This window comes from Nitrosospira briensis, from assembly GCF_900115125.1.
GTDB lineage: Bacteria > Pseudomonadota > Gammaproteobacteria > Burkholderiales > Nitrosomonadaceae > Nitrosospira > Nitrosospira briensis_A.
In genome coordinates, this window is the sequence record NZ_FOVJ01000004.1 from 124,750 (window position 1) to 149,234 (window position 24,485).

General features: G+C 53.7%; 18 protein-coding genes. 11 read left to right on the plus strand and 7 right to left on the minus strand.

Annotated elements, in window-relative coordinates; all coding sequences use genetic code 11:
- Window positions 1–163: 163 nt before the first annotated feature.
- The 3 genes from BMZ14_RS10195 to BMZ14_RS10205 all read right to left on the minus strand — a co-directional run bounded on the left by BMZ14_RS10195 (window position 164) and on the right by BMZ14_RS10205 (window position 2,827).
- On the minus strand, window positions 164–712 hold the full coding sequence (locus BMZ14_RS10195; protein ID WP_074797196.1) for a Slp family lipoprotein: 549 nt from the start codon (window positions 710–712) through the stop codon (window positions 164–166).
- Between the two features lie 184 nt (window positions 713–896).
- Window positions 897–1,838 (minus strand): alpha/beta fold hydrolase, encoded by a 942-nt coding sequence (locus BMZ14_RS10200; RefSeq protein WP_143071955.1) that lies wholly within the window; start codon window positions 1,836–1,838, stop codon window positions 897–899.
- A gap of 161 nt (window positions 1,839–1,999) precedes the next feature.
- Window positions 2,000–2,827, minus strand: a complete 828-nt coding sequence (locus tag BMZ14_RS10205) for a DUF3047 domain-containing protein (RefSeq protein ID WP_256208556.1) — start codon at window positions 2,825–2,827, stop codon at window positions 2,000–2,002.
- Window positions 2,828–3,283: 456 nt separating this feature from the next.
- Between BMZ14_RS10205 and ovoA the strand changes: the two genes are divergently transcribed.
- The 5 genes from ovoA to BMZ14_RS10230 all read left to right on the plus strand — a co-directional run bounded on the left by ovoA (window position 3,284) and on the right by BMZ14_RS10230 (window position 10,806).
- Window positions 3,284–5,398, plus strand: a complete 2,115-nt coding sequence (gene ovoA / locus BMZ14_RS10210) for a 5-histidylcysteine sulfoxide synthase (RefSeq protein ID WP_074797318.1) — start codon at window positions 3,284–3,286, stop codon at window positions 5,396–5,398.
- Window positions 5,395–6,621 (plus strand): MalY/PatB family protein, encoded by a 1,227-nt coding sequence (locus BMZ14_RS10215; RefSeq protein WP_256208557.1) that lies wholly within the window; start codon window positions 5,395–5,397, stop codon window positions 6,619–6,621. Before ovoA ends, BMZ14_RS10215 begins: the two co-directional genes overlap by 4 nt.
- 197 nt (window positions 6,622–6,818) lie before the next feature.
- Window positions 6,819–7,736, plus strand: a complete 918-nt coding sequence (locus BMZ14_RS10220) for a DMT family transporter (protein ID WP_074797202.1) — start codon at window positions 6,819–6,821, stop codon at window positions 7,734–7,736.
- A gap of 314 nt (window positions 7,737–8,050) precedes the next feature.
- The gene (locus BMZ14_RS10225) at window positions 8,051–10,336 is read left to right on the plus strand and encodes a cyanophycin metabolism-associated ABC transporter (protein WP_074797204.1); all 2,286 of its coding nucleotides are present in this window, start codon (window positions 8,051–8,053) and stop codon (window positions 10,334–10,336) included.
- Window positions 10,333–10,806 (plus strand): cyanophycin metabolism-associated DUF1854 family protein, encoded by a 474-nt coding sequence (locus BMZ14_RS10230; protein WP_074797207.1) that lies wholly within the window; start codon window positions 10,333–10,335, stop codon window positions 10,804–10,806. Before BMZ14_RS10225 ends, BMZ14_RS10230 begins: the two co-directional genes overlap by 4 nt.
- A 318-nt stretch (window positions 10,807–11,124) precedes the next feature.
- Here BMZ14_RS10230 and BMZ14_RS10235 read toward each other — a convergent pair whose 3' ends face one another.
- On the minus strand, window positions 11,125–12,072 hold the full coding sequence (locus tag BMZ14_RS10235; protein ID WP_074797208.1) for a carbonic anhydrase family protein: 948 nt from the start codon (window positions 12,070–12,072) through the stop codon (window positions 11,125–11,127).
- A 739-nt stretch (window positions 12,073–12,811) separates the two neighbouring features.
- Between BMZ14_RS10235 and BMZ14_RS10240 the strand changes: the two genes are divergently transcribed.
- From BMZ14_RS10240 to BMZ14_RS10250, 3 genes are all read left to right on the plus strand, one after another.
- Window positions 12,812–15,070: a cyanophycin synthetase gene (locus BMZ14_RS10240; protein WP_074797210.1), complete on the plus strand. Its 2,259-nt coding sequence runs from the start codon at window positions 12,812–12,814 to the stop codon at window positions 15,068–15,070.
- Window positions 15,071–15,133: 63 nt separating this feature from the next.
- The gene (gene cphA / locus BMZ14_RS10245) at window positions 15,134–17,704 is read left to right on the plus strand and encodes a cyanophycin synthetase (protein ID WP_074797213.1); all 2,571 of its coding nucleotides are present in this window, start codon (window positions 15,134–15,136) and stop codon (window positions 17,702–17,704) included.
- A 221-nt stretch (window positions 17,705–17,925) separates the two neighbouring features.
- Window positions 17,926–18,144, plus strand: a complete 219-nt coding sequence (locus tag BMZ14_RS10250) for a dodecin family protein (RefSeq protein ID WP_074797215.1) — start codon at window positions 17,926–17,928, stop codon at window positions 18,142–18,144.
- A 130-nt stretch (window positions 18,145–18,274) separates the two neighbouring features.
- On the opposite strand, the gene clpA is transcribed toward BMZ14_RS10250, so the two are convergent.
- The gene (clpA, locus tag BMZ14_RS10255; RefSeq protein WP_074797218.1) at window positions 18,275–20,533 is read right to left on the minus strand and encodes an ATP-dependent Clp protease ATP-binding subunit ClpA; all 2,259 of its coding nucleotides are present in this window, start codon (window positions 20,531–20,533) and stop codon (window positions 18,275–18,277) included.
- A gap of 1 nt (window position 20,534) precedes the next feature.
- A complete protein-coding gene (gene clpS / locus BMZ14_RS10260) occupies window positions 20,535–20,843 on the minus strand; it encodes an ATP-dependent Clp protease adapter ClpS (RefSeq protein ID WP_074797219.1) in 309 nt (102 codons plus the stop codon).
- Between the two features lie 304 nt (window positions 20,844–21,147).
- Here clpS and BMZ14_RS10265 point away from each other — a divergent pair, with 304 nt between their 5' ends.
- Entirely contained in the window at window positions 21,148–21,351 is a 204-nt protein-coding gene (locus tag BMZ14_RS10265; protein ID WP_004174375.1) for a cold-shock protein, read from the plus strand.
- Window positions 21,352–21,463: 112 nt separating this feature from the next.
- Here the strand turns inward: BMZ14_RS10265 and icd are convergent, their stop codons facing one another.
- Entirely contained in the window at window positions 21,464–22,717 is a 1,254-nt protein-coding gene (gene icd, locus BMZ14_RS10270) for an NADP-dependent isocitrate dehydrogenase (RefSeq protein WP_074797320.1), read from the minus strand.
- 135 nt (window positions 22,718–22,852) lie between these two features.
- Between icd and BMZ14_RS10275 the strand changes: the two genes are divergently transcribed.
- Together BMZ14_RS10275 and mnmA are read left to right on the plus strand one after the other, a co-directional pair.
- The gene (locus BMZ14_RS10275) at window positions 22,853–23,299 is read left to right on the plus strand and encodes an NUDIX hydrolase (RefSeq protein ID WP_074797220.1); all 447 of its coding nucleotides are present in this window, start codon (window positions 22,853–22,855) and stop codon (window positions 23,297–23,299) included.
- A 3-nt stretch (window positions 23,300–23,302) separates the two neighbouring features.
- Window positions 23,303–24,397, plus strand: coding sequence for a tRNA 2-thiouridine(34) synthase MnmA (gene mnmA, locus BMZ14_RS10280; protein WP_074797221.1), 1,095 nt, complete (start codon window positions 23,303–23,305; stop codon window positions 24,395–24,397).
- Window positions 24,398–24,485: the final 88 nt, after the last annotated feature.

Sequence of the window (24,485 nt, forward strand, 5' to 3'; positions counted from 1 at the left end):
CCGAAGCCAGGAACGTATGATCCGTTTACCGAAGGGGACGGAATAGACAAAACGGCATCCGGGATCGGATGCCGTCGTTAAGCTTGCGGAGAAAAAATGATAAGGGAACGACTCTGGATGATATGCCGGGTGATAGCTGGAAAAGGGATGCAATGCTCATCTCTTACCAATATGGCCGGTAGTATCCCCCCCAATAAAACGGGCTGCCATAATATCCATATCCGAAGTATGGGCTAAAGCCATAACCACCATAGCCCCTGTACCCGTAACCATACGGATCAGGCTGATAAACAGGCCACAAATAAATGGCTTTGGAAGAGAGCAAAGCCAACCTCACGGTTTTTTTTCCTATCATACGCTCGATATCGCCCTCAATTTTTCCTGCCACGGTAATTTCCCTGTCTTTCGCATAAACGGCAGGGTCAAGAAAAGTGGAGCTTTTAATAACAAAGCGTCCTTCGCTTGGTTTGGTCAACTGCGGCCGGCCGGTAAAATTGAGAGGGTAAGACAAGACTTGCACGAGAGTGAAGTTTTCCTCATTCTCCACATCGATAATCACTCCGCCCCACCGAACCGATGTGTCCTTGTAGCTATTCGGGTTCTGGCTTACCTCGCTGTAAGTAATATCTGCAACGGGCACATTCTTGACAGCCGGGGGCAGCCCGGCGCACGCGCCCAGTGATATGCACGCTAACAATAAATACGGTCTCATGTCTTTTCCCCTTCCATTATGAAACATGGCGCTATCGCCGCGTTTGTCTGGTACTTCGCCAAAGGATTCCCAACGAACCCTCGCTACAAGCATAGTCGAATCTGGAATAAAAACACGTACTTTAAGACTGTTATTGTAGAGGATGATTCCCGTAACCGTTCAAGGGATAGAGGGACAGCTTCAGCTAAGATGAGTCTTTCAGAAAAGGTATGAGAATACGATTAACTTCCGCGGGTGCTTCATTTTGCACCCAATGACTGGAACTCGAAATCCGATGAATGCGAACGCGGGGCGCCACCTCGTCCAGTCCCTCGAGTAATTCGATTCCCAGGGCGGGATCATGTTCTCCCCAAATCACCAGTGTTTCCGCACCAATGGGAGCCGAGCGGGCGAACGTACGCAGAGTGGCAATCTTCAGGTTGGCCCGATAGTAGTCAAGAGCGGCGTTGAGTGCGCGAGGCTGTGAGAGAGGCACGACATATTCCTCGATATCCACGTCGCTGAAAGTTTCCTTTCGGGCAGGACCGCGCTTGAACATGTTGCGGATCGCCCGATAATTCCCTGCCGAAAGAACAAACTCGGGTAAGCGAGGCAATAAAAAGAAGAGCACATACCAACTCCTGACCATTTGGGGCGGATATCGCACTTTTTCGAGATAAATTTTGGGATGAGGTGCGTTGAGAATAACAAGTTTGTCCACCAATTCGGGGTGTTGGCCAGCAAACGTCCATGCGATGATGCCACCCCAGTCATGCCCGGCAATGCATGCGCGTGCATATCCAGTTGAGCGTACCAGAGCAGCAACATCTGCAACAAGATGATTCAACCGGTAACCGCTTTGTTCTGCAGGCCGGTCCGAAAGGTTATATCCGCGCAGGTCTGGTGCAAGGACTGAGAAACCGGTGGCTGCCAGCGCCGGGATTTGCAGCCGCCAGGAGCGCCAGTTCTCGGGAAAACCATGGAGAAGAATGATGGGCGGCCCCGTCCCGGCAGTCACGACGTGAAGATCCACACCATCTCCTGCGATTCGTTCGTGGCGAAGCTCCGGTTCTTCCAGCATCACCTTAAGTCTTCGTTCGCGGGAGCGGTTGCGTATGAAGCTGAGCTTTTTTGCTCTGCCAGGCATAGACCAGGACAGAACGTCTAGGCGAATGCCGGAGTTGTGCCACGCGCTTTTTCGTGTGACTGCTGCGCACCCCCATATGACATTAATCTCCCTATGGAATAAATCTTCCTGCTACCAAAAAATGAAGATGGTACCTCAGTCTCGCCAGGACGTTCTGGGGGCTACTCTACGCTGAACCAGATATCGCCATACCACGCTGTTGCAGTTGCGCCTGTGTTGTCAGTATCGGTCATTATCGCTACGGCGTCGACACGACCCGGTTCCTCGCCGAATACGCGCCGGTAGTCTTCCCGCACGTCGCGGCGCTCACTTATCCATTGCCCGGCCCGGCCGGAGCCGGACTCTACCGCTATCATGCGCGCATTGCCGGTGTAAGCATTAGGCCAGTCGGCGCCGATTGGCTGATTGTTGGACCACACGTAATTGAGAGCGCGCGTGCGCCAAAACATGACACCGCCGGAAAAAATCACGTAGACACGCGCGGTGTAATCGTCACCGGCGCGAGTGCGTTCGTCGGCCCCCTTCAGTACGTCGCCGATCTGCCATGTCCAATTGAGGACAGGTGTCTCGCCGAGTTCGATACTTACCTCGCGATAGAGCCCCGAAGCGGCCGCGCTGCTGTCCGCGTGCAGGACGGATCGCCCGTTCTTGCTCGCCAGAGTATAGCGGGTGATGCCGGTAAATATTTTGGGCTGCCAACCGCTTAGATCGCCGTGCGAGAAGCGCGCGATGTCGACACGCTCGCTTCCCGCCCATAATGGAACCGGAAGACAGCCTGTTATGGAAAAGGCTATTGCCACAGCCCGGCACAGCGCCTTCCGCATACTACGATGCCCCAGCCTGAAGGCACTCGACGAGAAAGGTATTGCTGGCGGTGTCAGGCGCTGCCGACAGCATGGTTTCATCCTGCACGACGTCGTCAGGGGCAGAGTCAGGCTGAACTGAGATGTAACCAAAGTGTTGCGGGCCGATACGTTGGGATCATTCATTTTTTCCCTGTTTGAGTGTACTCTCTTGCTCACGCTCTACCTGATGCTTTAGAGGATGGAGATGGCATGAGATGCCGGAGTGGAGCAGCGGTTACATCGAGTAACGATGCATCGGTATAATAAACTCGATAAACTCTACTATGCCACCTGATCTCGAGAATTGAGGAACTCATTCCGGTGATTTATGATCGAAAGCGAAGACAATGCTGTCCTTCATCTTGATCTGATTATCACAGCGATCTAATGCGTGCTGCCAGGCCGCGCTTTAAGTCACTGTTCAGATACCCCGATTTTCCTTCGATTCGATTCAAGGCAATGTTGAGGCAACGTATCCAGGTGTACACTTCGTTTATTTTTTATTGAGGCAATTCGAACCCGAGGTTGAATATGACTTTGAATGCACGAAAAACTATAACGCCCCTTCAGTCCGCTTCCGAAAACCCCAAGTTACGCATGATGCCCAAACAGCTTTTTCCACGAAGTCCTATTCTTGCAGGCGATAACGTTGAAGCGAAGCGCGAGGAGATACGTGAATATTTTCATGCCACACTGGACCGCTACGAGCAACTCTTCGAGACACTGCGCGACGGTGAAGCCTATTATAAGAAACCGATCTCATTGCGCCATCCCCTGATCTTCTACCTTGGACATACGTCGACCTTCTTTACAAACAAACTGCTGCTTGCCGGGTTGATCACCGAGCGAATTGACCCCAGACTGGAATCCATGTTCGCGGTGGGGGTCGATGAAATGAGTTGGGACGACCTGAATACAACCCATTACGATTGGCCTTTGATCGAGGAGGTGCGGCTTTATCGAACGAAGATACGAGATATTGTTGACCGGCTGATAAGGGAAACTCCTCTCACCTTGCCAATTGGCTGGGATAGTCCATGGTGGACAATTGTGATGGGTATCGAGCATGAGCGCATCCATCTCGAAACCTCGTCCGTCCTGATCCGGCAGCATGCGTTGGAATACGTCATTCCTCATCCCGCCTGGGAACCTTACCGCAAAACAGGGCAGGCGCCCGAAAATCAGCTAATCGATATATCTGAGGGCACGGTGCATCTTGGCAAAAACAAATCTGATCCTGTCTTCGGATGGGATAATGAATATGGCAGCCACGTTGCGGAAGTGGCAGCGTTTCAGGCCGGCAAGTATCTGGTGAGCAACCAGGAGTTTCTCGGCTTTGTTCAGGCGAATGGTTACGGCGCAGAAAACTATTGGGAAGAGGAAGGCCGCGCCTGGCGGCGTCATGTCCGGGCGGAGCATCCTGTTTTTTGGGTCAGGCAAGGCTCCCAGTGGCGATTGCGTTTGATGACAAAAGAAATATCCATGCCGTGGGATTGGCCGGTTGAGGTGAATTATCACGAAGCCAAGGCCTTTTGTAACTGGAAAGCAGCAGAAAGCGGCCTATCGTACAGATTGCCGACGGAAGACGAATGGTACCGGCTCTATGATGTTGCCGCGTTATCCGAAGTCCCGCGCGCGGAGCCTGCGCCCGCCAATATTCACCTTGACCATTGTGCGTCCAGTCATCCGGTGAACGAATTTCCCCAGGGAGAATTTTACGATATCGTCGGCAATGTCTGGCAATGGACCGAAACGCCCATCTATCCGTTCGAGGGTTTTGACGTTCATCCCCATTATGATGATTTCAGCGCACCCACTTTCGATGGCCGGCATAATCTCATGAAAGGGGGGTCCTGGATTTCATGCGGCAATGAGTCGCTGAAGAGTGCTCGCTACGCGTTCCGGCGTCATTTCTTTCAGCATGCCGGGTTTCGCTACGTGGTTGCAAACGCCGCGCCTTCCATACAGCAGGGGTCTCAATACGAAACCGATAAATTACTTTCTGAATATGCCGAATTCCATTACGGGGATACATATTTCGGCGTGCCAAATTTTCCAAAAACCCTGGCTGAACTTGCTGTTGCTGCGATGGGCGATAAACCGCAACATAAGGCGCTTGACCTTGGTTGCGCCTCGGGGCGCGCCACATTCGAGTTGGCGCGGCATTTCGACGAAGTGACGGGCATCGATTTTTCCGCCCGCTTCATCGGGCAAGGCGTCCAGTTAGCTGACCAGGGCAGGTTGCGATATACGCTAACGGATGAGGGAGAGCTTGTTTCTTACAAGGAGCGGACGCTGTCGGGCCTCGGTCTGGATAGCGTCAAGCATAAGGTGGCGTTTTTTCAGGGTGACGCGTGTAATCTCAAACCCTTGTTTGCCGGTTATGACCTCATCCTCGCTGCCAATCTGATCGATCGCCTGTACGACCCGTCCAAGCTACTCACGACCATACAAACGCGTCTCAACCCTGGTGGCGTTTTGCTGATTGCTTCGCCGTATACCTGGTTGGAGGAACATACCAAGCGGGAAGCATGGGTTGGGGGATTCAAGCGTGATGGCGAAAGTTTCGGTACGCTTGACGGTCTGAAAGAGATGCTGGGCAAGTATTTCAGACTGATCCAGGGTCCAAGGGAAGTTCCATTCATCATTCGTGAAACCCGGCGCAAATTCCAGCATACGATTTCCGAAGTGACAATCTGGGAGAGAGTTGCTTGAGCGGCAGCCATGCTTCAATCCATGATTTCGACAGCGAAATCGACCGGACCGGCACCGCAAGCCTGAAATATGACGCCCGCCACAGCATGTTCGGCGAAACGGACGTCATTCCTTTATGGGTGGCGGACATGGATTTCGCTGCGCCTCCGGCTGTGCCCCGGGCGCTTTCACGCCGGGCCGCCCATCCTGTTTACGGCTATACCATCTATCCGGATGGCTTGTACGAGTCGTTGGCAGACTGGTTGAAACAACGTCATGACTGGAAGATTCATCGTGACTGGGTCATGATGTGCCCGGGCGTAGTACCGTCACTGCATGCGTCCATCATGGCCTTCACGGAACCCGGTGAGCAGGTCGTCGTACAGCCGCCAGTGTATTTCCCCTTTTTCTCGGCGGTTACCAGTACCGGCAGGCAACTGGCACACAATCCGTTGCGCTTGAGGAACTGCCGCTATGGCATCGATTTCGATCATCTGGAGCAATGCGCAGAGGGAGCACGCCTGTTGCTGCTATGTTCACCGCATAACCCGGTCGGCCGGGTTTGGAGCAGGCAGGAGCTGGAACGTATCCTCCAAGTCGCTGAAAGACACGATTTGACAATATTTTCCGATGAGATTCATGCCGATCTGGCCTATCCTGGAAACCAGCACCAGGTACTGTCGATGCTGGCGGAAGCGGCGGGGAACAGAGTGAATGTCATAACGGCGGTTGCGCCCAGCAAGACATTCAATATTCCGGGGCTGAATCTTTCCGTTCTCGTTGTACCCGATCCCGAGTCGCGAAAAAAGCTTACCGGGGTATTCGATACGATGCATGTCAGCGCATCCAACCCTTTCAGTATCGTTGCTTTCGAGGCCGCCTATCGCGAAGGCGAAGCATGGCTGGACGAGTTGCTGGTTTATCTGCAGAAAACCCGTGATTTCGTCGCCGGATATCTATCGGCGCACCTTCCGGAAATCCGGTTTATCGAACCAGAGGGGACTTACCTAATCTGGCTCGATTGCCGCGCGCTGATGACCGCGTCAGGGATGGACGACGTGCAACTGAGGCATTTCTTCGTACATGAAGCCCGCGTGGGCATGAGCCCTGGCACGCTGTTCGGGGAGGCAGGCAGCGGCTTCATGCGCATGAATATTGGCGCGCCGCGCCATATCATTGAAGCTGCCCTCGAAAATATCAGAAAAGCGCTAAGCAGTTCAAAGCTGCGAACGGCTCCGGTTTAACAGCCTTTCAACACCTGATTTTGCCGGCTCCGTGGCAAGCACATTATTCAGGACAAACCCGGGGTTTGATGGAAAGTGTCCGGAGGGCCATGACGGTCTTTCCCTTCCGCAATTCATGGCAAATCTTTCCACTGCTGCGCAAGCATTGCGGCCCCTCGCGTTTCCAGTAATCTTTTTATTCCGGAACCTCGCCGACAGTGTTTAATACCACGAGCGCAGCAGCACGTTCCAGCAGCGGCTGGATTGCGGTTTTCCTTACCATATGCATCTGGACAGGTTTCATTCTTGTCACGCGGCACGGCGGTGGTGGCGTGCTGACAAGCTGGGATGTTGCTTTACTGCGTTTCGGCCTGGGGGCGTCAGTTGCTGTCTTTTTCCTGCCCCGGATATCGTTACCGCCACTCCGGGTTATCGTGCTCTTTTCGCTATTTGGCGGCATTACTTATGCTGTTGCCGTATATGCCGCGTTTCGGATGGCGCCTGCTGCTCATGCTTCGGTCCTCTTGCCTGGCGCACTGCCATTTTTGACGGCGATCATTGGCTGGCTGTGGCTTGGCCAAAAACCGTTAAAAGAGCGTCGCATTGCGTTGGTTGTTGTGTTCGCGGGTATCGTATTGACCGCCACCGACTCGATTTCGCGCGGTCCCGAACTCACCCGGGTGCAAATTCTCGGGGATCTGCTTTTTCTGTGCGGTTCATCATCATGGGCGGTGTTTACGCTGCTGCTTGGCCGTTATCCGGTAGAGCCCCTTGCCGCAACGGTGGCCACCACACTCGGTAGCGCAATAGTGTATCTGCCAGTCTGGTGGTTGTTCCTGCCAAGTACACTGGGACAGGCACCGATAAGCGAAATTGCCGTTCAGGCGATGTATCAGGGTGTATTGGTCGTTTTTGTCGCAATGCTGCTCTATGCCTTCGCAGTGCGCCGCCTTGGATCCCAAACAGTAGGCTTGCTGATGGCTTTTGTCCCGGTTATATCGGCACTCGCTGCCGTGCCCCTTCTGGGCGAGCCGCTGTCTTTGCTGACTTTGGGGGGATTGGGAGCAGTGACTGCAGGGGCCATTATAGGTGTTCGGAAAGGTGTTGATACCCGCTCCGGGCGCCAATGCAAGTAACATAACATGTTCGATAGGGCATAATGCAGCGGCGCATCATCTTCCCAAAACCTCAGGTTAATTAACGGGTGCATCGCTGAAGCAGGGGCGCCGTGATTCAATTAAAATAGGAAGGAACAGAAATGACGAGATTGGCATTGGGCAAGGCGTGAGACTTCGCGTTGTCAATCGCCTCACTCGCGTGACAGGACGTGTTGGACGGATGGCGGCGATCCGGTTATTTTTTGACAGCAATATTTCTTACTCTCTACACCGCGTTAACCAATGCCAAAATCCAGACTCTCCCTGATCGCTTCCGTTGCAACCCGTCCGGTATGTTGTCGCTAACCTTTCCGTCAACCTGGGCTACCCGCATTGAATCTCAGCTCCTGGATGGAGAGAGGGTTCTCGCCTGGATGGAAACCGATCTGGACGCCCACTTGTATTTTTCACCAGGCTTGGTAGTCGCTACCAATAAGCGGTTGCTAGCCACTGCCGAGAAGGGCGAAACCTGGCAGGGCTGGCCGTATCGGCAGGGATTGACGCTTGCGCGTTCCGACCATTCGGGCGTAGGCAGCCTCGAGCTTGTTGACGAGAACTCGCTGCTTGCCGGCTGGCATTATACGCTTGCGAGCGATACCGCAGCCGGACGTCTGGTCGAGCAATTTACCCAACAACTTGCTTATCGGTTTACCGGCGAACTACCCCCCCCGGCAGTCCAGGCTAGATGCCCCAAGTGTCATTGGCCGCTGGATGCGCCGCTATTACCGGGTGAGGAAGAGTGCGCCGCGTGCAGCAGGGAAGCCGAGACGCCACCTTCGACGTGGACGCTGTTGCGCTTGTGGCGTTTTGCCAAACCCTATCAATGGCGGCTCCTCACCGGTTTCTTGCTGACGCTGGGCAGCACGGCAGCGGCGCTGGTGCCACCATACATGACCATGCCGTTGATGGACAACGTGCTGATTCCCTATCAGAACGGCAAGCCCATCGATGTTGATCTGGTCATATTTTATCTGACCGGCCTGCTTGGCGCCGCAATTATGGCATGGGCGCTGGGCTGGACGCGCACCTACATGCTGGCGCTGGTTTCCGAACGCATCGGAGCCGACCTGCGCACTGCCGCCTACGAACATCTTCTTAAACTCTCGCATGCCTATTTCAGTGGAAAACGCACTGGCGACCTGATGGCGCGGATTGGTTCGGAAACCGATCGCCTCAACATTTTTTTGTCACTGCACCTGCTTGATTTCGCGACCGACGTGCTGATGATTGGCATGACGGTAATCATTCTGGTTTCGATTGATCCCTGGCTCGCGCTGGTAACCCTGGTGCCGCTGCCCATCATCGCCTGGCTGATCCATCTGGTACGCGACAGATTGCGCACAGGATTTGAAAAGGTCGATCGTGCGTGGGCCGAGGTTACCAGCGTGCTTGCCGACACCATTCCAGGGGTACGGGTTGTCAAAGCGTTTGCGCAGGAGAAGCGTGAAGCAACGCGTTTCCGGGCAGCAAACGAGCGCAATCGGGAAGTCAACGACCGCGTCAACAAGGTTTGGTCGTTATTTACGCCGACCGTTACACTGCTGACCGAGATTGGCCTGCTCGTCGTGTGGGTCTTCGGTATCTGGCAAGTATCAAAAGACGAAATCACGGTTGGCGTACTGACCGCGTTCCTGGCTTACATCAGCCGTTTCTACATGCGGCTCGATTCGATGAGCCGCATTGTTTCGTTTACACAAAAAGCGGCAGCAGGCACCAAACGTATCTTTGAAATACTTGATCACGTTTCCAGTGTTCCCGAACCTGCTCAGCCCGTGCACCTGCCCGTGGTCGAGGGGCGGATCGAATTGCGCGGCGTGGGATTTCGCTATGGCACGCGGAGTGTGACGCGAGACATCAGCATGATCATAGAGCCGGGGGAAATGATCGGCCTGGTAGGGCATAGCGGATCCGGCAAGAGCACGATCGTCAACCTTATATGCCGGTTTTACGATGTCACGGAAGGTGCAATTCTTCTGGATGGAGTGGATATCCGTTCGCTGCGAGTAGCCGAATACCGCAAGCACATCGGCCTTGTTCTTCAGGAGCCCTTCCTGTTTTTCGGGACCATTGCCGAAAACATTGCTTACGGCAAACCCGACACGCCGCGAGAGGAGATTGTTGCCGCAGCCAGGGCTGCTCACGCTCATGAATTTATTTTGCGTCTGCCTTACGGTTACGACTCCCTGGTGGGCGAGCGGGGACAGGCTCTTTCGGGAGGTGAGCGCCAGCGCATATCGATCGCGCGCGCACTACTGATCAATCCGCGTATCCTGATCCTCGACGAGGCTACTTCCTCTGTCGATACGACCACAGAGAAAGAAATACAGAAAGCGCTTGAAAACCTGGTGCGCGGTCGTACAACGATTGCCATTGCCCACCGCCTCTCCACCCTGCGGGATGCCAGCCGGCTGATCGTCCTGGACCGCGGAAGCATTGTCGAGGTCGGCAACCACAAGGAATTGATGGCACGCGAAGGCCATTATTACCGTCTCTATCAGGCTCAGGCCCGCAACGTGGATACTGAACCTGACTCGCGCAGACCGGAGATTGATCGCAAGGTCGAGGAAGGCCGGGAATGATTGATAAAACAACCTTGAGGCTGAGCCGCAACGCATTCGGACGACTGGTGTTTACCGGGGCAGATGGCGAAACGTACGACGGTATAATTCCGGCCCGTGCATTTCCAATCAGCGCGCCGGATGAAGGTATCGCGCTGATTGACAGATACGGCCATGAACTTGCCTGGATCGACCAGTTGAATGATCTGCCGGGCGAAGTGCGTGAGCTGATCGAAGCCGATCTCGCCAAGCGCGAGTTCATGCCGGAAGTGACGCGCATTCGCGATGTTTCGAATTATGCTACACCCAGTACCTGGTACGTGGATACCGACCGCGGCAAGACGTCCTTCATTCTCAAGGGGGAGGAATATATTCGCCGGTTGATGCCGCCAGCGTTGCTGATCACAGATAGCCAGGGCATCCACTTCCTGGTCCGGGACCGCTTTGCGCTCGATCATCACAGCCGGAAAATACTGGATCGCTTTCTTTAACCCGATCTATGAATAAAGCTGCTTCGAGTAGCAGAGAGTCACCCAACCTTGGTGATATACCTTGTGATCGGGCTTCCCATTGTTTCTCGTAGATTGATTCCCATCTCAAACACACTCGCTTTCTCCCGAAGTTCATCACCGTCGTCCAAAGGACAAAATGGGGCAGTCTGCCTCTTGCTTATACCCATCGGACAGATGCGCAAGCTGAAAGCTCTTGCTGTAAGTCAGTACGTCGGCTCCCGGTTTTCATGGATGGTGGTTTTTCCCATCACTCGCTCAAACCGGTTCGACAAGGACGTTGGCAAGAGCTTCCCGTTGTTATACGGACAGGTCCAATCCACGATGCTGTCGTTTTCCGCGACGCACTGTAAAACCGATTAGTCCCAGTCCAGCCAGCAGCATGGCATATGTCTCCGGTTCCGGAACGGCCGCAGCGACGTTTGATACATCAGCGGTGAGCGGAAGCCCCTCGATGTTAATCCCAGGAACAAGCGAGCCGAGCGCATCAGTCGCAAGCCAGGGTTCGGCGAATCCCGGCACATCGGTGAGTATAAGGCGCCCGTTAAGTGGTTGGACCTCACGCGTATTGCCTTCGGGAAATAGCGACTCGAAGGCGTCAATTTGATTCTCTGACATATACAGCGGTTGAGCCAGGTCGACCCAAGTTACACCTTCAGAAAATGGAGGAGTCGTCAGTGAACCGGAGTAGCGGAAAGAATTCAGATTATCTGGCACAAGCGTATTCAGATCGAAGTGGTCGACGTGGTTTACGTCGGCGGTAGTCTGCGGTAAATCAGAGAAAATCGGATCAAGGGAGCTGTTATGGCCACCCTCTTTGATCCATCTGCCTACGACTAGCAGATTATCGGCGGAATCGGTGAATACCAGGTGCATTTCCATTGGACTTGCCTGGCCATTGAGTAAATGCTCTGAAGGAGCATGGAAGTGAAACTGCGCCAAATCCCATTTATGACCGGAAAGCTTCAACGCACCGTCGCCTACGTTGATATTGGCTCTGATCGTTGATTCATGATCGGGTGAGCCGTTATTGACGATATCAAGGGATGTATCGGAGCTTAATGTAAAATTCAAATCAGGCAGTTTACTGAAATAGGTATTGTCCGAGCGAATGTCAATGGGACTTTGCCGTTCCAGTCTCGCAAGGATGTTATCCAGCGGACCGGCATGCGCCGCGGGTAAACCGGACAGGAAAAGGGCTGAAATGAAAGGGGCTGATTGCAGTAACCGGAACGCAGATGTGCTCACAGAAGGCCTCCTGAAATAAGATATGGATATATCGAAGGGGGGGCAGAAATTAGGGCCCCATAGAAAGTTAGCATACTTCCTCATAGGTGAAAAGCGGCGTAAGTCTCAATGACATGCGATGCTACTAGCTATGGAGCGCTGTTGCGGGCTGCGGCGACGCGAGGACTTGTAGTCTCGCTGGCATTGAACGGAGCTGTCGGGACTTGGAGACAGTAAAACTTCTATTGCACCAGTCATTTAACATCGCTTGAGGCTGTAGCTGTCGGCAAATAGAGACAGGAGCGGGTTTATCTTTAGTTCAAGCTACTGTTTATTATCATCTATTAGGCTGGCATGATAAATGCTTTAATCTTTCTCGCCTGGCGGCTTGTACCGGCAAGTAATGAGTGGCCGTAGACGTGCTCGTTGCACGAGCGTTCGGGATTAAAACCCACGAGGCAACAGGGTGAGCGTAACAATTTAATGCCTCAAACTTAATCAGACGACGTTCGGCAAACGGCTGCCAAAAACGGCCACACTAGCCATCAATAAAACTTAGTGGCAAACGAGCCAACCGTTACCGTGCGGCCTGGCTCTTGGGAGCGAGGGCGTCCAGGATGAAAGAGCGGGAGTCCGAATTTTGTTTCAACAACCTGCCAGTAGGTTTGTGTTCAACAGGATTGATCAGCCCGGCTGTAAACCGATTCCCGTCAACAGCGTTAGTTCGATCTTGACTAACTTCCCGCGAGAATCCTATTTTATGCTGGCCTATGCAGATACGAGCAGTGACTCGACAAACGCTGATGCAGTTAGTAGAGATATCAGATTTATAGAGATTCGCCACCTTAACGGCCCTAATATCTGGACCTGCCGCCCGGTGCTTGAGGCAGTTGTCGATATCGGCGAACTCGAAGACTTTCCATCCGACACCATCCCCGGCTTTTACGAACGCCTGTCCTCCTGGTTGCCCTCGCTGATTGAACACCGTTGCAGCTACGGCGAGCCTGGCGGATTTTTGCGTAGGCTCAAGGACGGCACTTGGGCGGGGCACATTCTCGAGCACGTTACGCTCGAGCTGCAAAACCTCGCTGGGATGCCCGGCGGCTTTGGCAGGGCCCGGGAAACCTCCCTGCGCGGCGTCTACAAGGTAGTGGTTAGCGCCTGGCATGAGGGTATTGCACGGAGCGCCCTTTCCGCGGCTCGCGAACTGGTGCTGAGAGCGATGGGATATTCGCCCGGCGATGAGCCCTACAATGTAGAGCACGCCATTGCACGCCTGCGTGACATGGTTGAGTCGCTCTGGCTGGGTCCATCGACCGCCTGTATCGTCGAAGCTGCCGCGAGCCGCAACATTCCCGCCATCCGTCTTCTCGCCAAAGGCAATCTCGTACAACTCGGCTACGGCGCCAAAAGCCGGCGCATCTGGACAGCCGAAACGGACTGTACTCCCGCCATTGCCGAGAGCATTTCCCGAGACAAGGATTTGACCAAGGCATTGCTTCAGTCTTGTGGCGTTCCCGTGCCGGAAGGCCGAATCGTCAACAGCGCTGAAGACGCCTGGCAAGCTGCTCAGGAAATTGGGCTGCCAGTGGTCATCAAGCCGAGCAACGGCAATCATGGGCGTGGCGTGTTCATTGAGCTAGGCAAGCGTGAAGAAGTCGAGTCCGCGTATCGTGTGGCTTTGGAAGAGGGTGACGGCGTATTAATAGAACGTTATGTTCAGGGTACGGAACACCGCTTGCTCGTAGTGGGCGGACGCCTCGTTGCCGCAAGTCGCGGCGACTCGGTCTCGGTTACCGGCGACGGTAAATCGACCGTTGGTGATCTGATCCGGCACCAGATCAATTCGGATCCCCGCCGCGGGACCACTGAAGATCACCCTCTGAATCTTGTCAGCATAGATGGCATAACGATGATGGAAGTCGCCCGCCAGGGCCTCACGGTCAATTCAGTACCAGCGGCCGGCCTGGAAGTCCTGATTCAGCGTAACGGCAATCATGCTTTCGACGTCACGGATGAAGTGCATCCGAGCATCGCCGCCGCTGCCTCACTTGCAGCCAGGATTGTGGGCCTGGATATCGCCGGCGTCGACCTCGTGACGAGGGATATTTCACGTCCGCTTGCGGAACAGGGGGGGGCGATTGTTGAAGTCAATGCCGGTCCCGGCCTGCTGATGCATATCAAGCCGGTAATTGGCCGGCCACGTCCCGTTGGCGCGGCTATTGCCGACCATCTCTTTCCAAACCAGGACGATGGCCGTATCCCTGTTGTAGGTATCACCGGCAGTTATGGTAAAACAGCGGTAGCGCACCTTGTTGCTCAACTGCTGGCGCAAACCGGCAAACGCACCGGACTTGCGTGCAGCGATGGCTTCTATCTCGACCGCAGACAAGTCTATAAGGGCGACCATGCCAAATGGAAAGCAGCCCACAATATCCTCATGAATCGTTCGATTGAAGCCGCTGTTTTTGAAAACGGCAGTGAAAGCATGCAGGGTGAGGGGCTCGCCTACGACGGTTGCCATGTTGGCGTCATTACCAATGTCGACCTGACGCGTCATTACGGGCAATACATCGAAACTCCCAAACAGGTTTTCGACGTACTGCGCACTCAGGTGGATGTCGTGCTGCCCACAGGCGCGGCAGTGCTGAATGCCGGGGAGGCGATGCTTGTGGAAATGGCCGGGCTATGCAACGGGGAGGTCATATATTTCAGCCTCGATCCCGAATCGACGGTTATACAAGAGCATTGCTTGAACGGTACAGCGGGTATAAACGGCGTGAAAGGCAAACGGGCAGTAATAGTTCGCGATGGGGAAATTTTCCTCGTTACCGGCTTCAGCGAACTTTCGCTGTGTAAATTAGCCGATATTCCACTCGCAGGCGGACGTACAATTTACGAAGCCGAGAACGTTCTCGCCGCAGTAGGGGCTGCATGGGCCCTCGATATCGAACCGGCTCTCATACGTACCGGATTTACTCTCATACGTACCGGAATCGAAAACTTCTCTGGTGTTTGACGACGCGTGAAAACTGAATCAGTAACACCTCCGGATGAACGAGAAACACCAGGAGAACCGTCCATGAAAGTATCACGCGTCCACGCGCTGCGCGGTCCCAATTTATGGAGCCGTAACACAGCTATAGAGGCGATCGTTTCGTGCGGCGCAACTGAATGTCTCATTGGAGAAATACCTGGTTTCCCTGTTCGCCTACGCGATCGATTCCCCCAGATCGATTTGCTCCAGTCCGGATCTCCTCATGAACCTGGAACCATGGCTCATGTACTTGAACGTGTTGCGCTCGGTCTGCAAGTTGAGGCCGGTTGCGTGGTGACCTTTAGCAAAACGGTTCCCACGCTGGAAGCCGGCATATATCAGGTTATTGTAGAGTACAGTGACGAAGCGGTTGGCAGGCTTGCCTTCGATCTCGCCGAAACGTTGTGCAATGCAGCGAATGAGGACGCTCCCTTTGATCTGAACGATGCAGTAGCTCGTTTGCGTGAACTGGATGAGGAAATACGTCTCGGACCCAGCACGAATGCAGTGGTTCGCGCTGCTGTCGCACGTGGTATTCCCTTCCGCAGGTTGACTGATGGAAGCATTGTTCAGTTTGGCTGGGGTAGCCGCCAGCGTCGTATTCAGGCTGCTGAGACCTGTCTGACCAGCTTAGTGGCAGAGTCGATCGCGCAGGACAAGGAATTGACCAAAGCTTTGCTCGACGCTGCCGGGATCCCCATTGCGGCTGGGCGCCGGGTGGCCAGCGCGGAAGATGCGTGGAACGCCACTTGCGAGATTGGCGCCCCCGTCGTCGTCAAGCCGCTGGACAGCAATCAGGGCAGGGGAGTGGGCGTGAACCTCATGAGCAGGGAGCAGGTGGAAGCCGCTTATGCTGTCGCGGCTGAGGTCAGCGGCAACGTTCTTGTCGAGCGTTACATTCAAGGCCAGGATTACCGGATGCTGGTGGTTGGCAATAAGCTGATAGCAGCTGCGCGGCGCAATCCGCCGCAAATTATTGGTGATGGGGTGCACAGCGTGGGGCAACTGGTGGAGCAGATAAATAGCGACCCGCAACGCGGGGAAGGCCATGCCAACGCGCTGACAAAAATCCATTTCGACGAAATTGCACTTGCTCATCTGGCGACCCAGAACTTGACCGCTGATTCCATACCGGCAGAAGGTGAACGTGTTCTGCTACGGAATAATGCAAATCTCTCGACCGGTGGAACAGCCACTGACGTTACCGACGATGTTCATCCCGAGCTCGCGGCCCGTGTTGAAGCAGCCGCAGAAATGATCGGCCTCGACATTTGCGGAGTTGATATCGTTTGTAATAACATGTCAAAGCCGCTGGAAGGGCATGGCGCGGTTATTGAAGTTAACGCAGCACCAGGCCTTCGCATGCATTTGCAGCCCTCGTTCGGCAAGGGGCGGGCGGTCGGAGAAGCGATCATTGCGAGCATGTTCAAAAACGGCGATCAAGCGCGTATCCCGGTTGTGGCGGTGACAGGTACCAATGGCAAGACGACTACGGTTCGCCTTATCGCCAATATCCTTGAATACCAAGGCATGCGCGTCGGCATGACCAGCACTGACGGTGTCTACATCGAAGGGCAACGCGTTGATACCGGGGACTGTAGCGGTCCCAAGAGTGCGAAAAAAGTATTGCTCCACCCCGATGTCGATGCCGCGGTATTCGAGACAGCACGAGGTGGCCTGCTTCGCGAGGGCCTGGGCTTCGACCGCTGCGATGTCGCAGTGGTAACCAATATCGGCATGGGGGATCATCTCGGCCTCTCATACATCAATACAGTGGAGGACCTGGCTGCCGTCAAACGTATCGTCGTTCAAAATGTTACACCGGGCAAAGGTATCGCGGTACTGAACGCGGCTGATCCGTTCGTTGCCAGCATGGCAGCCCATTGCCCCGGTATGGTTACCTTCTTCGCCCGCGATCCGGACAATGCAGTGATTGCCAGGCATCGTGCGCAAGGGAAGCGCGTGATCTATCTCGATGGTGGCGCAATTGTCGCTTCGGAAGCGGGGACCAAATATCGCATACCGTTGGCGGGAGTCCCGCTTACGCAGAATGGCGCTATCGCATTCCAGGTCGAAAACGCAATGGCGGCTACCGGGGCGGGCTGGGCCCTTGGTCTGGATTGGGAAGTGATACGTGCAGGTCTGGCCAATTTTGTCAACGACACGATAACTGCACCTGGCCGTTTCAATCTTTTCCGTCACCGGGGCGCCACGCTTATTGCCGACTACGGCCACAACGCGGATGCAATCCGTGCGCTGGTGCACGCCATCGAAAAAATGCCGGCGAAGCGCCGCTCGGTAGTGATCAGCGGCGCGGGAGATCGCCGCGACGAGGACATTCGCCAACAGACTAAAATCCTCGGCGATGCTTTTGACGAAGTGGTGCTTTACCAGGACCAGTGTCAGCGGGGCCGTGCCGATGGGGAAGTGCTGAGCCTGTTGCGACAGGGGCTGGAGAATGCGAAACGCGCCCGTGACGTCAAGGAGATACGCGGCGAATTTGGCGCCATAGATGCCGCTTTTGCCAACCTTAAAGCCGGAGAGCTGTGCCTGATCCTCATTGATCAGGTGGATGATGCGCTTGGATACATCGCCGAGCGGGTTGAGGCCGGCTAGAGCCAAGTACAAATAGCAGCGTGTATGTTACTCGATATCGTACCCCTACCGCTCATCACTGCTGTATAAATCGTTTTACCTTGTTGCGGTTGTAATAGCGCCGATTGCGCTTGCGAGCCCAAAATTATAAACTGAGTCATAAACCAGGGTTATAGAGGGAAGGTTGATGCGCTGGGTTCGCTCGGTGTCTCGTTGTGCTCACTCACAGAAGGAGAAAAATCATGGCAGGAGATAGCGTTTATCGAATAACGGAGATAATCGGGACCAGCAAGACATCGTGGGAAGATGCTGCAAGGAATGCCGTCGAGACAGCGTCACAGACTTTGAGGGATTTAAGGGTAGCGGAAATAGTCAAGCTGGACATGGTGATTGAGGAGGGTAAAGTGATTGCATATCGCGCCAGGGTTAATTTATCTTTCAAGTATGAGGCCGACAAATAGGCGAGGAGCCTGCATGATTTCTCCTTCTCGCGCTTGATCCAAAAGAAATCGGCAGTTGCTCAGGGGTATTCAACGCAAAAAAGGCGCGAATCGCGCCTTTTTTGTTTCAACTGTTTTGTTGCGCTCAAGGTTACACGGCGGCTGCCGCTTCTTCCTCGAACTGAAGTTCCACCTTGTTGTCGGCACCAATATCCACCGTCACTTTGCCGCCATTGGCAAGCCGCCCGAACAGCAGCTCATCCGCCAGGGCGCTTCGGATGGTGTCCTGAATGAGCCGTGCCATTGGCCGCGCACCCATGAGAGGATCGATGCCATTCCGGGCAAGATATTCTCTCAACGCATCGGTGAATATCGCATCCACTTTCTTCTCGTGCAGCTGCGCCTCAAGTTGCATGAGGAATTTATCGACCACACGCAGAATCACCTCCCTATCCAACGATGCGAAAGAAATGATCGCGTCCAGCCGGTTGCGGAATTCAGGCGTAAACATGCGCTTGATATCCGCCATCTCATCGCCCAGCTGCGCACCCGTGGTGAAGCCCATGGAGGATTTGCTGAGCGCTTCTGCGCCCGCGTTCGTGGTCATGATGATCACTACATTGCGGAAATCCGCCTTTCGGCCATTGTTGTCCGTCAAGGTGCCATGGTCCATCACTTGGAGAAGGATATTGAAAATATCAGGGTGAGCCTTTTCTATTTCATCCAGCAGCAGTACGGAATATGGCTGCTTGATGATAGCCTCGGTGAGCAAGCCTCCCTGATCGAAGCCGACATATCCCGGCGGTGCGCCAATAAGGCGTGAAACCGCGTGCCGCTCCATGTACTCCGACATGTCGAAGCGATGCAAATGAATCCCGAGAGCATAAGCCAGCTGCCGCGCCACTTCGGTTTTGCCAACCCCGGTAGGACCGGAAAACAGGAAGGATCCGACCGGTTTTTGTGGATTGCCCAAGCCGCTTCTTGCCATCTTGATCGCCGCTGTAAGCGCATTGATGGCCTTGTCCTGGCCGAACACCACCGCTTTCAGGTCTCGATCCAGCGTCTTCAGCGTGTTGCGGTCATCGCTGGAAACGTTTTGTGCCGGAATTCGCGCAATCTTGGCGATAATGCCTTCGATCTCGTGCTTGCTGATTATCTTGCGTTGCTTGGATTTGGGCAAAATGCGCTGCGCCGCACCTGCCTCATCTATCACGTCTATCGCCTTGTCGGGCAAATGCCGGTCATTAATGAAGCGTGCCGACAACTCCGCCGCCGTGGTCAGGGCAACGGCTGTGTATTTCACGCCGTGATGCGCTTCGTACCGGGCTTTCAGGCCGCGAAGTATGGAAACGGTTTCTTCCACGCTCGGTTCAAGTACGTCAATTTTCTGAAAGCGGCGTGAGAGTGCGTGATCCTTCTCGAAAATCCCGCGATATTCGCTATAGGTGGTCGCGCCAATGCATTTCAGCTGTCCGGTGTTCAGTATGGGTTTCAGGAGATTGGAAGCATCCAGCGTGCCGCCGGAAGCAGCGCCCGCGCCGATCAGCGTATGAATCTCATCAATGAACAAAATGGAATTCGTGCTCTCCAGCAACTGTTTGAGTACGGCCTTCAGACGTTGCTCGAAATCACCGCGGTATTTTGTGCCGGCCAGCAGTGCGCCCATGTCTAAAGCATAAACCTGGTGATGCGCAAGGATCTCCGGCACATCGTTATCGATAATCCGCCGCGCCAGCCCCTCCGCGATAGCGGTTTTTCCGACGCCGGCTTCACCCACCAGCAACGGATTATTCTTGCGACGCCGGCATAGCGTCTGTATCAGGCGTTCCAGTTCCCGCTCACGCCCGATCAATGGATCGATCTTGCCCGCAAGCGCCTGCGAGTTGAGGTTTACCGCGTAGCTTTCCAATGCGCCGCCCGCGCTCATCTCCTGCTCGGAATCACCCTCGCTGTCGGTTTTGGCGGTACTCCCTTGAGGCACCTTGCTGATGCCATGGGAGATATAGTTGACGACATCAAGCCGCGTTATGCCTTTCTGATGAAGAAAATAAACGGCATGGGAATCCTTTTCGCCAAATATCGCTACCAGTACATTGGCGCCGGTGACTTCTTTTTTTCCGGAAGACTGGACATGCAGGATCGCACGCTGGATGACGCGCTGAAAACCCAGGGTAGGTTGTGTATCCACTTCACCGCTGCCACCCACTGTAGGGGTATTTTCAGTCACATGCTCGGTCAGAAGCCGGCGCAAATCGTCCATGTCGACCGAACACGCGCGCAGTACCTCTGCAGCGGTCGGGTTGTCGAGCAAAGCCAGTAGCAAATGCTCGACCGTAATGAACTCGTGACGCTTCTGTCGCGACTCCACGAATGCCATGTGTAAACTGACTTCCAACTCTTGAGCAATCATTTCAGGTCTCCTCCATCACGCACTTTAGCGGATGCTGATGCTGCCTCGCAAATGCGACCACCTGTTCAACCTTGGTGGTAGCCACATCACTGGGATAAACTCCGCATACTCCGGCTCCATCCATATGTACTTTGAGCATGATTTGCGTTGCCTGTTCTCGATTCTTGGAAAAAAAAATCTGTAGCACGGCCACTACGAAATCCATAGGCGTAAAGTCGTCATTCAGCAAGATCACCTTGAACATGGGTGGCGGCTTGAGTTTACTCTTTTTAGCCTCCAGTACAACATCTCCATGATTTCCTGCTTTCATTTCCTGTCTCGCTATTCACCAGTTGGAGCAGAAATATAACCTAACCCCTCCCTGTCTTATTTATTCTCTCTCTATTGATATATTTGATGATTACGGTGAAATATTCAAGTACCTTTAGAAAATTATTCTGCTGCATTTCTATAAAATAAGTGCACCGGCTACTTGACTTGAACATCGGATTTGCGTAAAACAACTCTTGGCGTTTGGCTTCAAGTTCTCTGCAGTACCGGTTACAGCCGTTTGCGGTCTTGAAACTCAAACAGTGTTCGGGTTTCCGGCCCGTTTTTTAATATAGGAAGCAATAATGGCAACTGGTACAGTAAAATGGTTTAATGACTCTAAAGGTTTTGGATTCATTACTCCCGATGATGGCAGCGAAGATTTGTTTGCACACTTTTCCGCAATCAATATGTCCGGATTCAAAACTCTTAAAGAAGGTCAAAAAGTGAGTTTTGAAGTTACACAAGGTCCCAAGGGCAAACAAGCATCAAACATTCAGTCTGCTTAACGATTCCATTCTGGCACGGCTAGCCGTGATCAGTCTGTAATCCTATTACAGAATTATACAAACCCCTTGCCGTGAAATCGGCAGGGGGTTTTTTTCGTTATAAGCAGAGCATTTAACCGGCCATGTGGTCAACCAGTGCCTGACCGAACGCTGAACAGGAGACCTTCCGGGCCTGCGGCATTTGCCGCGCAAAATCATAGGTCACAATCTTGTCCTGGATCGTTTTTTCCATTGCTTTGATAACCAGATCGGCTGCCTCAATCCAACCCATGTGCCGCAGCATCATCTCTGCCGAGAGAATGATTGACCCTGGATTGACCTGATCCTTGCCAGCATATTTTGGTGCGGTCCCGTGGGTTGCTTCGAATATTGCAATCGAATCGCTGAGGTTAGCGCCTGGCGCTATTCCGATACCGCCTACTTGCGCCGCCAATGCGTCCGAAATATAGTCGCCATTGAGGTTCAGTGTAGCGATTACGTCGTATTCCTCCGGACGCAGCAAAATCTGTTGCAGGAAAGCGTCCGCGATCACATCCTTGATAACGACCCCTCCCTTATCTTCAGGCAGCTTCATCCAGGGGCCGCCATCAAGCAAGGTCGCTCCGAATTCTCTCGCGGCCAACTCGTAGCCCCAATTTTTAAATGCACCCTCGGTGAATTTCATTATGTTGCCTTTGTGCACCAGTGTGACCGAGCTGCGCTTGTTGTCTATCGCGTACTGTATTGCCCTGCGTACCAGCCGCTCGGTGCCTTCCCTCGATACCGGTTTGATACCGATGCCAGATGTTTGAGGGAAGCGTATCTTGGTCACGCTCATATCCGTCGTCAGGAAATTGATGATCTTCCTTGCATTCTCCGACTCCGCTTCCCATTCAATGCCCGCATAAATGTCTTCGGAGTTTTCGCGGAAAATCACCATATCCGTTTTTTCCGGATGTCTTACGGGACTTGGCACACCTGGAAAATAACGTACCGGACGCAGGCAGACATACAAATCCAGTTCCTGGCGCAGCGCCACGTTGATAGAGCGGATGCCGCCGCCCACAGGGGTAGTTAACGGCCCTTTGATAGAGACCACGTACTCCCTCGCAGCTTGCAGCGTTTCCTCCGGCAGCCAGACGTTTTCCCCGTACACGCGGGTGGATTTCTCCCCGGCATAAATTTCCATCCAGGAAATCTTGCGCTTGCCGACATAAGCTTGCCCAACCGCCGAATCCACTACTTTTTTCATCACAGGCGTGATGTCCACGCCGATACCATCGCCTTCGATATAGGGAATAACAGGGTTATCCGGCACGCTCAGGGAAAAATCTGCGTTTACGCGGATTTTTGCGCCTTCTGCTGGTGTGCTGATGTGCTGGTACATGGTATCTCCCGGGTTAATAAAATGGATAAGAATGAGTGGCGGCAAAGCCATCGATTATACGATAAGATTCGCCCCTGCATTCGTTGCAGCTCAAGCATTCATTTGCTCTCATTAAAAGGTAGGTAAAACAGGATCATGATCTGGAAACCTAACGTCACGGTTGCTGCGGTAGTCGAAAAGGACGGGAAATATCTGCTGGTTGAGGAACAGACCGGTAGTGGCATACTCTTTAATCAGCCAGCGGGCCATTTGGAGCCGGGCGAATCGATCATTGCGGGTGCAATTCGGGAAACCCTGGAAGAAACGGCTTACACTTTTGTGCCCCAAGCGGTCCTTGGAATTTATCACTGGCACTCTCAGGCGGATAACATTACTTTTATCCGCTTTGCTTTTACGGGTTCTGTCATCGACCATGATCCCGATCAGGCACTGGATACCGGTATCGTGCGGGCAGGATGGTTCGGTATCGATGAAATCCGCCAAATGGCTTATTGTCATCGCAGCCCTCTGGTGATGCGATGTATCGACGATCACCTGGCAGGAAAGCAGTGCTCTCTGGAAATTCTTACTCATTACGATTGAATCATGGGCAAAGCGCGTGTAGTGGTCGGAATGTCTGGCGGCGTTGATTCGTCGGTTGCCGCATTGCTGCTGAAGCAACAGGATTATGAGGTAATCGGTCTCTTCATGAAGAATTGGGAAGACGACGATAACGATGAATATTGCTCGTCCCGCCAGGATCTGATTGATGCCGCATCCGTAGCGGATATCATTGGAATTCCCCTGGAGGCGGTAAATTTCTCGGCCGAGTACAAGGAGCGTGTGTTCAATCATTTCCTGGCGGAGTACAAAGCTGGCCGCACCCCGAACCCGGATGTGCTATGTAATGCTGAAATCAAATTCAAGGCCTTTCTCGAACACGCAACCGGGCTGGGAGCTGACTACATTGCCACGGGACATTATGCCCAGGTACGCGAAACAAACGGAATCTTCCAGTTGCTGAAAGGTGAAGATGGCACCAAGGACCAGAGCTATTTTCTCTATCGCCTGAACCAGGCGCAGTTATCCAGAACCTTATTCCCTATCGGCCATCTTTATAAACGCGATGTACGAAAGATCGCAAGGGATCAGGGACTACCGAATTTTTGCAAGAAAGACAGCACTGGAATCTGTTTTATTGGCGAGCGGCCTTTCCGGGAGTTTCTCAATCGTTATTTGCCGGATGAACCAGGTGAAATCCGGACTCCAACCGGTACTGTCATGGGCAAGCACGCCGGCCTGATGTATTACACGATCGGCCAGCGGCAGGGTCTGGGCATAGGTGGAACAAGGGATGGGGATGGCGAACCCTGGTTCGTCTCAAGCAAGGACATGGCGCGCAATATTCTGACAGTCGTGCAGGGTCATGATCATCCCGACCTATTCAGTCCCGCGCTTACAGCAACCGATCTGACATGGATAAGTGGCCGGCCACCTCATTGCAACTGGGTGTATGCGGCCAAGATCCGTTATCGTCAGACTGATGCGCCGTGCGCAATCGCGCATGTCGATCAAAGCAAATGCGAGATTGAATTTGCTGAACCGCAATGGGCGGTGACGCCGGGACAATCAGTAGTTGTGTACGAGAGCAAGGTATGCCTGGGCGGCGGAGTGATTACCGATCAGTATCAGGGTGGCTGAGCAAGTTTCGCGGGATGCGGCGTTGCAACAACTGGAGGAACTGACCTGCTCGGAGAGTTCCTCAAATACATCCGTGTAGACCGGCAGC